Origin of the sequence: Tenacibaculum pelagium (assembly GCF_014062345.1) — a bacterium.
Lineage (GTDB): Bacteria > Bacteroidota > Bacteroidia > Flavobacteriales > Flavobacteriaceae > Polaribacter > Polaribacter pelagius.
In genome coordinates this window covers 21,516-34,937 of the sequence record NZ_JACGLS010000002.1, presented here as the reverse complement: position 1 = coordinate 34,937, position 13,422 = coordinate 21,516, and the positions used below count along the sequence as shown (strand labels likewise).

The 13,422-nt window shown below is 29.4% G+C and carries 15 protein-coding genes; 8 read left to right on the top strand and 7 right to left on the bottom strand.

Features of this window, described 5'->3' with window-relative positions; translation table 11 throughout:
- Positions 1-119: 119 nt before the first annotated feature.
- Entirely contained in the window at positions 120-620 is a 501-nt protein-coding gene (locus tag H3Z83_RS05145; protein WP_182124418.1) for a DUF456 domain-containing protein, read from the bottom strand.
- 119 nt (positions 621-739) lie between these two features.
- On the opposite strand from H3Z83_RS05145, the gene H3Z83_RS05140 reads away from it, so the two are divergent.
- The 7 genes from H3Z83_RS05140 to H3Z83_RS05110 are packed head-to-tail and all read left to right on the top strand — an operon-like array spanning position 740 to position 6,834.
- Positions 740-1,768, top strand: coding sequence for a hypothetical protein (locus H3Z83_RS05140; protein ID WP_182124417.1), 1,029 nt, complete (start codon positions 740-742; stop codon positions 1,766-1,768).
- Positions 1,769-1,770: 2 nt separating this feature from the next.
- Positions 1,771-2,139, top strand: a complete 369-nt coding sequence (locus H3Z83_RS05135) for a BlaI/MecI/CopY family transcriptional regulator (RefSeq protein WP_182124416.1) — start codon at positions 1,771-1,773, stop codon at positions 2,137-2,139.
- Positions 2,136-3,653: a M56 family metallopeptidase gene (locus H3Z83_RS05130; RefSeq protein WP_182124415.1), complete on the top strand. Its 1,518-nt coding sequence runs from the start codon at positions 2,136-2,138 to the stop codon at positions 3,651-3,653. The genes H3Z83_RS05135 and H3Z83_RS05130 overlap by 4 nt, the downstream gene beginning before the upstream one ends.
- 34 nt (positions 3,654-3,687) lie before the next feature.
- Positions 3,688-4,551 (top strand): motility-associated ABC transporter substrate-binding family protein, encoded by an 864-nt coding sequence (locus H3Z83_RS05125; RefSeq protein WP_182124414.1) that lies wholly within the window; start codon positions 3,688-3,690, stop codon positions 4,549-4,551.
- Between the two features lie 6 nt (positions 4,552-4,557).
- On the top strand, positions 4,558-5,811 hold the full coding sequence (locus H3Z83_RS05120; RefSeq protein ID WP_182124413.1) for a tetratricopeptide repeat protein: 1,254 nt from the start codon (positions 4,558-4,560) through the stop codon (positions 5,809-5,811).
- A gap of 43 nt (positions 5,812-5,854) precedes the next feature.
- Positions 5,855-6,328, top strand: a complete 474-nt coding sequence (locus H3Z83_RS05115) for an energy transducer TonB (protein WP_182124412.1) — start codon at positions 5,855-5,857, stop codon at positions 6,326-6,328.
- Between the two features lie 32 nt (positions 6,329-6,360).
- Positions 6,361-6,834, top strand: a complete 474-nt coding sequence (locus H3Z83_RS05110; protein ID WP_182124411.1) for a hypothetical protein — start codon at positions 6,361-6,363, stop codon at positions 6,832-6,834.
- Here the strand turns inward: H3Z83_RS05110 and H3Z83_RS05105 are convergent.
- From H3Z83_RS05105 to H3Z83_RS05090, 4 genes are all read right to left on the bottom strand, one after another.
- Positions 6,820-7,359: a hypothetical protein gene (locus H3Z83_RS05105; protein ID WP_182124410.1), complete on the bottom strand. Its 540-nt coding sequence runs from the start codon at positions 7,357-7,359 to the stop codon at positions 6,820-6,822. The two genes, H3Z83_RS05110 and H3Z83_RS05105, sit on opposite strands and share 15 nt — an antisense overlap.
- A 66-nt stretch (positions 7,360-7,425) precedes the next feature.
- Positions 7,426-7,986, bottom strand: a complete 561-nt coding sequence (locus tag H3Z83_RS05100) for a Crp/Fnr family transcriptional regulator (protein ID WP_182124409.1) — start codon at positions 7,984-7,986, stop codon at positions 7,426-7,428.
- On the bottom strand, positions 7,983-8,177 hold the full coding sequence (locus H3Z83_RS05095; protein ID WP_182124408.1) for a hypothetical protein: 195 nt from the start codon (positions 8,175-8,177) through the stop codon (positions 7,983-7,985). The genes H3Z83_RS05100 and H3Z83_RS05095 overlap by 4 nt, the downstream gene beginning before the upstream one ends.
- Positions 8,178-8,179: 2 nt before the next feature.
- Positions 8,180-9,688 carry a GH3 auxin-responsive promoter family protein gene (locus H3Z83_RS05090; protein WP_182124407.1) on the bottom strand — a complete coding sequence of 503 codons (1,509 nt, stop codon included), beginning with the start codon at positions 9,686-9,688 and terminating at the stop codon, positions 8,180-8,182.
- A 67-nt stretch (positions 9,689-9,755) separates the two neighbouring features.
- Here H3Z83_RS05090 and H3Z83_RS05085 point away from each other — a divergent pair, with 67 nt between their 5' ends.
- Positions 9,756-10,550: a DUF2797 domain-containing protein gene (locus H3Z83_RS05085; protein ID WP_182124406.1), complete on the top strand. Its 795-nt coding sequence runs from the start codon at positions 9,756-9,758 to the stop codon at positions 10,548-10,550.
- A 53-nt stretch (positions 10,551-10,603) separates the two neighbouring features.
- Here H3Z83_RS05085 and H3Z83_RS05080 read toward each other — a convergent pair whose 3' ends face one another.
- Positions 10,604-12,724 carry a carboxy terminal-processing peptidase gene (locus tag H3Z83_RS05080; RefSeq protein ID WP_182124405.1) on the bottom strand — a complete coding sequence of 707 codons (2,121 nt, stop codon included), beginning with the start codon at positions 12,722-12,724 and terminating at the stop codon, positions 10,604-10,606.
- Positions 12,725-12,791: 67 nt separating this feature from the next.
- Positions 12,792-13,313, bottom strand: coding sequence for a hypothetical protein (locus H3Z83_RS05075; RefSeq protein WP_182124404.1), 522 nt, complete (start codon positions 13,311-13,313; stop codon positions 12,792-12,794).
- Between the last annotated feature and the right edge of the window lie 109 nt (positions 13,314-13,422).

The window sequence follows — 13,422 nt, the reverse complement described above, 5'->3', positions numbered from 1 at the left end:
GCTTTTTTATAAAGTAGCATTTAGTTGTGTTGTTAGGCACTTTAAATAGTGTCATGGTTTTGTTAACCAATGGAAAGCTTCCCTGAAATGGGTTGCTTTTTTTTTTGGAGTAAACTCTACTAGAATAAAACTTCTTTATATTCCCATAGCGTCATTATAAACAATACAAAATATACTGAAGAAATTGAGAACTTAATGGTTACAGAAGCTAAAAAGCCTAAAAATGCACCAAAAGAAGCTTTTATAGCTCGGTTAGTATCATTACTGTCATATATTAATTCACCTATTAAGGCTCCACAAAAAGCACCTATTAATATCCCGAATGGAATAGGGGAGAGTAAACCTATAATTAATCCTATTGTAGTTCCATATACACCATATTTTGTACCTCCAAAACGTTTTGTACCCATAGCTGGGATAAAATAGTCTAAGAAAAAAATCAATACAGCTATAGCTAAAGTAATTCCAAGAAAAGTCCAGTCTTGCGGTATTGCTTTGGTTAAATGCAGTAGTAATAATCCAATCCAGCTAGTAATGGGCCCTGGTAAAATTGGCAAAAATGATCCAATAATACCTAAGCAAACAAAAAAGAAGCCAAGAAAGGCAAGTAGTATATCCATAGTGTTTTTAACGGTTTCTCATAAATATGACGAAAATACTAACAGTTTGTTACACAACTTTATAACTAAAAAATTAGTTCAAACTAATTTTTTAGTTATATTTGTGAAAAATAAACTTAATGAGATATTCGATATTAATTATAATTATTCTTCTTTCAATTACGACAAATGCTCAGAGTAAAGTTAAACATTATAAACATTTGGTATTTAGAGAAACCCCTTTTTCTGAGATAAAAGGTAGAATAGAAATAACAAAAGGAAGAGCACTTAAGGAGAATAATTATAAGTTGACATATAATGAACTAGGTAAGTTGATTTTAGTAGAGTATAATATCGGAGGTAAATTAATTAGTACTAGAAGATCTGGGATGTTAGATGGAAATCGAAATTTAATGCCTAAAACGAGTATTGAATATAAGAACAATACAGAGGTAAGAACTTTTTTTGATGAGTATGGTAATCAGCGTAAAAATTTTATGGGTGTATATAAAGAAGTATACAGTTACGATGAGAAAAATAAAAAAGTAGGATTGAAGCATTATGATGATGAAGAGAAGCCAATAAATAATTCTTGGGGAATTTATGAGTACTTCTGGTCTCATGTTAATGATAGTGATGTGTCGGAGAAAAGAAAAAATGTAAAAGGAGATTTTGTGCCAATGAGATCTTATTATCATTTTATGACAACATTATATAGGTTTTCTAAAGAAGGAATTTTACAATCGATGAATAATGTCGATGATAAAGGGAATTTGATTGAAGAAGCAACAGGTGTAGCAATCGATGTGCCAGTCTATGATGAAAAATTTAATATCGTTTCATATAAATTTTTAAACGCAAAGAAAGTACCTGTTGTTGGGACTTTTATAGGAGCAGCAGGCGGAATTGTAAAATATGATGACAACGGAAATGTATTACAGTATATAACAATTGGTTTAGATGGTAAGCCAATGGTAGGGAATAGAGAATATGTGTTTAGAAATTACAAATTTGATATTTACGGAAATGTAAAAGAACGAGTTTTTTATGGATTGAATAAGGAGGTAGTTCCTGTACGAGATATCGCTAAAGTAAAATACACTTACAGTAAAGAAGATCCATCAAAATTATTTAAATCAGAATATTTTCATACTACTTTAAAAGAATAAAAATGAGTAAACAGTTAACAAAAGCAGAAGAGCAGATAATGCAAGTTTTATGGAATTTAAAAGTTGCATCGGTAAAAGAAGTAATCGCTGAACTACCAGAGCCAAAACCAGCATATAACACTGTTTCAACAATCATTAGAATTTTAGAAACAAAAGAATTTGTAGGGCACGAACCAAAAGGGAGAGGGTATGTATATCATCCCTTAGTAGAAAAATCGGATTATAGTAATGAAAGCTTACATAAGTTAATGAACGGATATTTTGGAGGTTCATTTAAAAGTATGGTGTCTTTTTTTATGAAAGAAAATAAAATGGATATTAATGAGCTTGAGAGTATTTTAAAAGAGGTAGATAAAAACAAGAAATCATGATAAACTACATTATTCAAGTAATATTATTTCAAGCGCTATTTGTTGCGGTGTATGATTTCTTTTTAAGCAAAGAAACGTTCTTTACTAAAAATCGATGGTATTTGCTCAGTACAGCAGTAATCTCATTTATACTTCCGTTGTTAAAAATACCAACAATTCAAAAGGCAGTTCCAATAGAGTATACGATTTTACTACCTGAAGTAGTGCTGTCACCTCAAAAAGTTATTGAGCAAGCAGCTTGGTATCAATCGATAGATTATTTAGATGTGTTATTTTGGTTGGTAAGCTTACTGTTTTTGGTAGTTTTCATGATAAAGTTACAACGCATCATTCGACTAATTTTTAAATATGGAAGCGAGAAAAGAAGCTCTTATAAATTAGTACTGTTACCTCAAGGTTCAAAAGCGTTTTCATTCTTTAATTATATTTTTTTAGGAAAAGGTATTCCAGCTGAAAAGCAAGAAAAGATAATTCAGCATGAGTTGGTGCATAGCCAACAAAAGCATACGTTCGATTTATTGTTTTTTGAATTTCTAAGAATTATAATGTGGTTTAATCCAATGGTGTATGTATATCAAAACCGCATTTCGTTAGTTCATGAATATATTTCTGATGCAATAGTAAGTAAGTCTACTCCAAAAGAAAACTATATAAACAATTTACTCTCTGATATTTTTCAGGTGGAGAGTATTTCATTCATTAATCAATTTTATAAACATTCATTAATCAAAAAACGAATTATTATGATGACGAAAAAGAAATCGAAAGAAATTAAACAATTAAAGTATTTATTATTAATTCCGTTACTAGCAAGTATGGTTTTGTATACTTCTTGTAATAATAATGAAGATGTTAAAAGTTCTGAAAAAGAAATTGTTACTATTTATAATAATAAAAAAGGTAGTTTAACTTCTGTTAAAGGAAAAGAAGAGAGTTACTTGGATTTTTATTATGGAGATGCTAAAGCAGATTTAGGAAAAGAATTATCGATAAAAGAATTGTCTGAAGATGAGAAAGAAGAGTTTATGAAAATAAATGACAAACTTAATTCTAGTAAAGTTGCTTCTATGATGAAGTTAAAAATTTTCTCAGGATTTAAAGGAAGGAAAATTATTGCTCATTTTTTTGATTTCTCTAAAGTTAAAAAGGAGAATTATAAAGAAGGGGAGTATGCACCTTTTGCAACTTTAGATAAGCATCCGACTTTTCCTGGTTGTGAAGAAGGGAATAAAAAATGTTTTAATCAGAGTATGATAAAGTTTATACAAGAGAATTTTGACGGGAAGTTAGCGAATACATTAGGCTTAGAACCAGGAAAAAAAAGAATTTACGTTCAGTTTAGAATTGACAAAGAAGGTAAAGTAATAGATATTAAAGCTAGAGCGCCGCATCCATCACTAAAGGAGCATGCTATGGAAGTAGCTAGTAAATTACCAATAATGAAGCCAGGAGAGAAGGACGGAAAAGTTGTTAAAACTGGTTATACATTACCAATTACATTTAATGTAGAGTAAGTTGAGGTATTTTATAATCATATTGTTATTGTATATGAGTGTATCTGGTATTGCTCAACAGATGCCAGATACATTGTATATACCTAGTATTCAAAAAAAAGCAATGAATATTGAGGTGTATATTGATGAAGCGCATAACAATTTTCATACAAAAGACAATCGCTTTAAACCATTTGCAAATGTTTTAGATCAAGCAGGTTATGAAGTAAAAAGCTTCACAGAAAAGTTTTCAAAAGAGAGTTTAAATAAAATTAAAGTATTAGTAGTTTCTAATGCTTTGGTTGAAGGAGCAATAGGTCCGTTTGTAGCTCCAACACTAAGTGCTTTTTCGAAAGAGGAAGTCAAAGCTGTGAAAACCTGGGTGAAAAAAGGTGGTTCTTTGTTTTTAATTGCAGATCATATGCCTTTTGCCGGAGCGAGTGAAAAATTAGCAAAAGCATTTGGATTTACTTTTTATGATAGCTTTTTATTTGATGAAAACCGAAGAGGAATATTAAATTTTTCTAATGAAAACTCATTATTAGGAAAGCATAAAATTATAAGCGGATCTGAAAAATATGAAAAGATAAAATCGATAAAAACATTTACAGGTCAAGCGTTTGAAATTCCAGATAAAGCAATTTCAATATTAAAAACAAATGAGAAAATGCAAGTTCATTTACCAGATACCATGTGGCGATTTTCTGAAAAAACAAAAAACTTTTCAGCTAAAGGGTTATCACAAGGTGCAATTATGAAATATGGAAAAGGTAAAGTAGCATTCTTTGGGGAAGCAGCAATGTTTACTGCTCAATTGGCAGGAAGAAATCGATTTAAAGTAGGAATGAATGCAGAGGGAGCCGAAGAGAATTATAAATTGTTATTAAATATTATGACTTGGTTGTCACATAAGGATTAAAAATATATGAAAAAGAGAATTTTAATTATTGTTTTAGTAATTGGATTCATAAAAGCCGAAGCACAAACTTCGGCTTTTAAATCAATTGATAGTTTGCTAACTATTGGACGGTATAAAAAAGCTTTAGTAAAGCTTAAAAAGTTACCATCAACTTTTAAAACCAATATAAAAACAGCTAAAATTTATACATCGATAGATGATAATAAAAAAGCTGCAAAATATTTCGAACAAGCTTTAGGACTAAAAGATGATTACGTAACTAAAGTTAGTTTAGGAAAAACTTATCAAAAAGAGAAAAAACTACAAAAAGCAATTTCAATTTTTGAAGAGATTATTGAAAAAGATGCTGATAATTTATTAATCAATTATCAACTTGGTAAATTATACTTGCAAACTAAACAACCTTTAAAAGCAAAGAAAGTTTTTGAGTTTTTAATCGTGAAAGACAAAACAAATGCTAATTATCATTATCAATTAGGCTTAGTATTTTCAATGTCAAAAAAGAGAAATCCAAAGATTGATAGTTTTTTAGATGCTTATAAGTATGATGATGAACATATAAAGGCAATCCATCAATTGGCAGTTTCGTATACATTATTAAGAGATAGAGATTCGGCAAATCTATTTATAAATAAAGGATTGAAAGTAAATCAAAACCATGTCGCTTTAAACAAATTAAAGATTAATGATTTATATAGGCGAAAAGAATATTTACCAGCAATTAGTTTATTAGAAAAAATTGATACGTTAGCTTCAAACGAACATTATACACAGAAAATGTTAGGGAGAATTTTATATAAGCTAAAAGATTATGGTGAAGCAAAAAAGTATTTTAAGAAGGCACTAAGAATAGATAGAGATGATTTTAAATCATATACCTATTTAGGAGATATAGCTTTTGATCAAAAAGATTATAAAGAAGCAATGTATAATTATATGTCTGCTGCTTTTACTGGAAAAGAACCTAGAGATACTGAGTATTATCAGTTAGCTAGAACATATAAAGCATTAGGGAAACCGAAAGAAGAAATGAGTTTTTATAAAAAAGCTTACAATGAAAACGGAAGGAACTTCAGGGCTTTATATCAACAAGCAACTACAACAGAGAATTTTTATAAAGACAAGAGGATAGCATATAAACTTTATAAGAATTATATTGATAGATTTGAGCAAAAAGATTCATTACTCACCGATCAAGTAAAATCTAGATTAAAGGAAATTAAAAAATATTACTTCATGAAAGGTGAGGTTTTAGAATAGTTTTTATATTTTTAATATAAAAACAATAAAAAAAGAAAACACAATGAAAAACATAATTAGAAGAGTATTTATTTTAAGTCTATTATTTTTAACATTTTCAATTTCGTCACAAAACTCTAAAGAGGTAGAAATAGTGGATGAAACAGTTCCTTTTAAATTTTTAGAAGAAGTCCCTGTATTTCCAGGATGTATAGGAAGTAAAGCAGAGAAAAAAGCATGTTTAAATAAAAGTATGCAATTGCATATAGTGAAATATTTTAATATTGAATTAGCAGAAAATTTAGATTTAGATCCAGGTAAAAAAAGAATTTACATTCAGTTTAAAATAGATAAAAAAGGTTTAATAGAAGATGTTAATGTTACTGCACCACATGCTAAATTGAAAGAAGAGAGTATAAGGGTGATTAAATTATTACCCGCAATGATACCTGGAAAGCAGAAAGGAGTACCTGTTAGAGTGGCATATACATTACCAATTACTTTTAAGGTTAAAGGTAAGAAGAGAAAAAACAGATAAATATTTTGTACTTTCATCTAAAAATCAAATAGATGAGGTTTCGTTGTGTCTTTTTCTTTTTATCAATATTTATATGTGCTTCATGTAATTATTTATCATTAGAGAAAAAACAAAATACTCAAACTACTGATACTATTGTAGATTTTACTAGAGTAGATGTTTCGCCTTCGTTTAATAAATGTAAGAACCTTTTTGATGATGCAAAAACAAATTGCTTTAGAAATGAAATTCAAAAAAGAATAGCAATTAGTTTAAAACAGCATCATTTTGTCACAGAAAATTTTATTGATGAAGTTGTTTTTTTAGATGTATTTATAACTAATAAAGGAGAATTTCGGTTTTTAAATACTTCATCTACAGAAAGTTTAAAAGTCGAATTACCAAAACTAGATAGTATATTACAAAAATCGGTTAAAGATTTACCAAGAATTTCTCCAGCTATAAAAAGAGGAATTCCTGTTAGTACTCAATATCAATTACCAATAAGAATATTAACTAAAGAATAAAACAATAATTAAAAGAAACGGGAATAAGAATATTATTTGACTAACTAGAATCCAAAAAAGGAAAATTGCCCATTGAAGTATATTCATTTTAGTGGGTTTCTTTTTTGCAATTTTTTCTTTTAATTCATCTATTGATAAATTTAAAAGCTCTTGTTTTGTTATTTGTAAATCTACAATTCCTCTTGATTGTAAACCAGATTTATAACCTTGTATAACTTTCTTAGGATAGTTTAATAAACAAAAACCCATTGCCCATAAACTCATAAAACCAATCGGTATATGTTTCCAAAGACCTGTCGCAATTTCCCAACCAGCTATAAATGATTCTCCTTTCCAACTAGTATCACAATTATATAAGATGTGCTGAATGTCGTGTATGTGAATTACATCTTTTCTGAATTGTGAGTTAGGTAGTTTTAAAGTAAAAAACTTAAATTTTAACTCGAAAGTATCTTCGCTTTCTCCACCATCTTTGGCAAAATTATTGTCTTTGTAAAACTGCTGTAATGCCTGTGCTATTGTCATAATAGATTAATTATAACACAAAGATATTTTAGGGAGTTTTAATTCTTCTTGACAATTATCAAGAAATTATTTACCTCTAATTCTACTAAAAGTTTCAGGGGTCATTCCTAAAAATGAAGCAATATGTTTAGATGCTACTCTTTGAAACAGGTAAGGTTTCTTTTCTAATAATTTTTGATAGCGTTCTTGAGCTGAGTGTAATTGTAAATCGTCAATTCGCTCAACTAAATCAATATAGATTTGTTGTAAAAATAATCGACCAAAACGTTCGAACTTAGGGTTAGATTCAAATAAGTTTTCTAAATCGGCATGGGCAATTTTTAAAACGTCTAAGTCTTCAAGAGCTTCTATGTTATACTTACTTTTTTTTCGTTGAATAAAACTATCTATAGTGGTAATACTTTCTTGTTCAGCCGAGAAATGTACTGTAATATCTTTATCTTCTTTATAGTAAAATACACGAGCTACACCAGAAGTTATAATATAAAAGTGATTGCAAATTGTTCCAGATTCATGTAAAATATGATGTTTAGGATATTTTTCAAACATCATAATATTCTGAAAAGCTTCAGCTAGTAGAGGATTATCTAATAATAAGGCAGCGTTTTGCTCTAAGAAAGAATTCATATATAGTTAATGTATTCTTTAGGGATTTCTTTTTTAAAACATTCAATAGAGTATTCAATGATATCAAGAGGTATATCTTTTCTATAAGTATTAAATTCTTTACTTTTTTTTGAATCATCTCTGAAAATTCCAATCCCATCCCTTTCACTTACATCACTGGCAATTATAATTTTTAGGTCTTCTCTATTCATAGTTATAGTTCTAATAATTCATCAACAAACCAGCGAGTATTCGATAGCCTAGGAACTTTATGTTGCCCGCCTAATTTACCTTTTAAACTTAGCCAATCATAAAACAAACCTTTACGAGCTTGATGTACTCTTGGCATTGATAAAGTCATATTATTATAACGTTTTGCTTCGTAATCTGAATTGCAGTTTTTTAAAGCATTGTCAAGTAACTCAGTGAAAAGAGCTAAATTCTCTGGCGGGTTTTCAAACTCGATAATCCATTCATGAGCGCCATTCCTTTTCCCTTCCATAAAAACAGGACCTACTGTATAGTCTTTTATGCTTGCATTTGTTTTCTCACTAGCGGCTTTTAAAGCTACTTCTGCATTTTCAATAATTAATTCTTCTCCAAAAACATTAATATGATGTTTAGTACGGCCAGTTATTTTTATTCTATATGGATCTGTTGAAGTAAATTTAACTGTATCGCCAATTAAATAACGCCAAAGCCCTCCATTTGTAGTAATTACAATTGCGTAGTTTACGCCTTTTTTAACTTCAGAAAGTGGAATTGCTTTTGAATTTTCCCCATCATAAGTATCCATTGGAATAAATTCGTAAAAAATACCATAATCAAGCATTAATAATAACTCATCAGAATTATTTTGATCTTGGATGCCAAAAAAACCTTCTGAAGCATTATAGGTTTCGTAATATTTAAAATTGGCTTTCGGAATTAGTTTTTTGTACTGTTCTCTATATGGATTGAAGTTAATTCCTCCATGAAAATAAACTTCTAAATTCGGCCAAACTTCTAAAATATTATCCTTTCCTGTTTTTTCTAAAACACGGTTTAATAAGACTAGCATCCAACTTGGTACTCCAACTAAACTTGTAATATTTTCGTTAATAGTTTCATCAATAATAGCTTCCATTTTGGTTTCCCATTCAGCCATTAACGAAACTTCCATGCTAGGAGCAGAACTAAAATCTGCCCAAAAAGGAAGGTTCTCGGTAATAATTGCTGATAAATCTCCGAAGTAAGTGTTGTTGTCTTCGTAAATTGCAGTACTACCGCCCAATTTTAATCCTTTTCCTTTAAACATTTGTGTTTCTTCATTATTATTAATGTATAAACACAGCATGTCTTTACCTGCTTTTAAATGGCATCCTTCTAATGCTTCATCACTTACAGGAATGAATTTACTTTTTGCATTGGTTGTACCACTAGATTTTGCAAACCAACGAATAGGAGTCGGCCAAAATAAATTTTGTTCACCTCTTCTACAGCGCTCAATAAGTGGTTCAATACTTTCGTATTTCTGAATTGGAATATTATTCGAAAAATCAGTGTAATTTTTTATAGATGAAAAAGAGTGTTGTTTTCCAAATTCAGTGTTTTTAGCAGTGTTTAAGAGCTTTATTAATAATTCATTTTGAACATCAATAGGGTATTTTAAAAATAATTCTACTTGGTGTTTACGTTTTTTTAGAAACCAAGAAATAATAGAATTTATAAATGGAAACGCCATAGGTTAACTCTTAATTCAATTTTTTTACTGTAAGTTTGTTGCAGTTAAAAGTACTAAAATTTAAGACATGCAATACCAAGGAGTTTTAAAAAAAATGGTTACCGAAAATTTAGATACGGTGCAGTATTATTTAGATATGAAATCTGATTTTTTAAATATAAATCAGTTAATAGGTAAGCAAATAGAAATGAGTTTTGTTACTTATGAGTGTTTAAATTGTCATTTAGAAAAACAAATTTATCGCCAAGGTTTTTGTAAAAGTTGTTTTTTCGAAACTCCAAATGCTGGAGATTGGATTATGCGTCCTGAGTTAAGTAAAGCACATTTAGGTATTGAAGATCGCGATTTAGCTTATGAGCAGAAAGTACAATTGCAGCCGCATATTGTGTATTTAGCAAATTCAAGTAATGTAAAAGTGGGGGTAACTAGAAAGCAGCAAGTGCCAACTCGTTGGATAGACCAAGGAGCGCATGAGGCTATCGAAATAGTTGAGGTTCCGAATCGCTATTTAGCAGGAATTACCGAAGTTGCTTTAAAAGAGCATGTAGCTGATAAAACGAATTGGCGTAAGATGTTAAAAAATGATATTGAAGATGAAAGTTTAGTTTCTTGGCAAGAGAAATTAAGAGCGTTTATTCCTGATGAAGTACAAGAATATTTTATAGAGAATAATAAAGAAACTACAATTAATTTTCCTGTAGAAAAATATCCTGAAAAACCTAAAAGTTTGAACATTGTAAAGGAGGAATCTTATACAGGTAAACTAGTAGGAGTAAAAGGGCAGTATTTAATTTTTGATGATAATACTGTATTTAATGTTCGTGCTAATGAAGGTTTAGTTGTAAAAATAAGTTTAGTGTAAACAAAATAATATTATATAAAAAAAGCGAATCTTATGATTCGCTTTTTTTAGTTTTAATGCTTTACAGCAATATGATTATTGTTCATTTTTAATTCACTCAGCACATTAAGTGCTTCGTTCATATAAATATCTTTCTTAAGGTTTTTATGCCAAACAATACGTTTTTCTTCTAAAACAGTATCTTTCTTAAATAAATCTAATTCGTATTTAGGTGAATTAAAAGTAAGGTTAGAGTCAAATTTAAATACTTCTTTAAATTGTTCACCTTCTTTATTTTTTTGTTCACTTTCTTTTTTAAACTCATTATAATTTAATGAGTACGTTTTTTCTTCTTGATTTTTCTTTAACCATTTCGCATAATCATTAATTTTTTGAAACTTATCATTTTTCATAATTCGTTGTTTGCTATTATAAACAACATCTGCAAAATTACTATATGAATTTGTTGTGTTGTATTTAGCTTGTTGTACCTTATCCCAAGGTAAAGCTCCATCTAAATCACGCTCTCCAAACTTCATATAACTATATCTGCTAGGTAAAGAAATATCTGAATACACACCTTCTATTTGTGTAGATCCACCATTTATTCTGTAAAACTTTTGGATGGTCATTTTCAAAGCACCTAAGTCACTTGGATATTTCTCATAAAAACGATTGATAGGTAAAACGTTCTGTACAGTACCTTTACCATAAGTTTGCTTACCACCAATAATAACTCCACGTTTATAATCTTGCATGGCTGCAGCAAAAATTTCTGAAGCAGAAGCAGAAAATTCATTTACCATAACTACTAAAGGTCCGTCCCATTGAATTTTTGCATCGGTATCATTTTTAACTAACGGTTGTTCTCCTCTGTATTTTACTTGTACAATTGGTCCTTTTTCAATAAATAATCCACCAATTTCTATAGCAGTTTTTAAAGATCCACCGCCATTATCACGTAAATCAACAATTAAACCTTTAACGTTTTCGCTTTTTAAACGCTCAATTTCTTTTTCCATGTCTTTGGCTGCATCCCTACGACTTAAGTCATTAAAGTCAATATAGAATCTTGGAAGATTAATAACGCCATACTTTTCTCCGTTCTTTTCAACTATACTCGATTTAACGAAGGTTTCCTCTAATTCAACTACATCTCTGATAATAGGAATTACTTTTGTTGAACCGTCAATTTTTTTCTTTACAGTTAAACGAACCTCAGTTCCCTTTTTACCTTTAATAAATTTAATAGCATCATCTAAACGCATACCGACAATGTCTAAAGGTTCTTCGTTTCCTTGAGCTACCTTTAAAATAATATCATCTGCTTCTAACTCACCTTGTTTCCATGCAGGTCCACCAGAAATTAACTCAACGATATGTGTATAAATTCCTTTTTTTTGTAATCGTGCACCAATACCTTCTAATTTACCAGACATCTCTTGATCGAAGCGAGATTTTCTTCTTGGAGACATGTACGTTGTATGTGGGTCGAAACCACTAACCACACTGTTTAAAAATGTAGAATACCAGTCTGAGTTTTCAAGTTCATCTATACGTAGGTATAAATCGTTCATGTTTTTTAAAACCTCTTTTCTAGCTTCTTCTTCTAATTCGGCAAATGATTTCTTCTTAAAAGTCGGGTCTTTTTTAATTTTTTCATTTTGAGAATTTTCAGCATCTTCAATTCTACTTAGAATAGATAACTTTAATTGCTTTCTCCAATAATCAACCAATTCTATTTCGTTTTTAGCAAACGGAACCTTGTCGTAATCAATATCGATTACTTCATCTTTTTTATAGTTGAAAGGTTGAGCAAGTAATGCACGATAACTATTTTTTGCAGCACCTAACTTTTCTAAAAATCGATTATATACTAATTTGTAAAAGTCAATATTGGTTTCTCTTAATTGATCATCAATTAAGTATTTAAATTGAGAAAATTCTTTTAAATCTTCTTGCGTAAAATATCGTTTACTTGGATCTAACCCGTCTATAAAAGTTGTGTATACATGTTTAGAAAAGTCATCATTCAATTCTTTTTGAACATAATGATAACGTCCTAAAATATTCTTTAACACATAAACAATTACACGATCTTTATCTGGATCGGTATCAGGAATTGAGTTTGAATATGTAGTATTTGAAAATAATAATGCTAATGTTAAAAATGGAATGATAAACTTCGTCTTCATGTATCTTCTGTCTTTTTATTTTTTTGTGCTACTTATACTGCTAATCTACTAAAATAATGCCAGTTTTTTATTCTTGGTGTTTTTTATAAATCCCTCTAAAAACTTCTTTAATCTTTTTATGGTCTTCATTTAGGTAATCCCAAACCTGAGTAACAGAACCATCGTTGTTCTTAGTCCAAGTAATTTGGTTATAGTAATTACCTTTGTCGCTTTTAATTAGGTTGCTTTTCAAAATCATGGCATTATTTTCAAAATGACCTTTCAATTCAAGTGAAAAACCTGAATTATCAACCCAAACTTGATTCCAAGAATTATCTTTTTTATTATAGTAGTTGTAACTTGTTCCTTTACTTTTTGATGTTTCCGAACTCCAATTTTCTTGAATAGCACAAGCGTTAGGTACTTGTACAACGTTGTTATGTCCGATTATTTTGTTGTTTGTATTGTAAACATCCCAATTACCTACCCAAAAATCAAATTGAGAATATTCAGGTGAGCTACAGGGAATACTTGTTTTATTTTGAGCGGTTGCTACTGAAAAAAATGTAGAAACTATAAAAACGGTAATGTAAACTATAACTCGTACCATGATGTTTGTGATTGATTACTACAATTTTACGCATAATATGAGCGATTCTATCTTTACAAAATGTTAAAATAATAATCCTTTTTTTGTGTTACATTTGTTGTAAAACTAA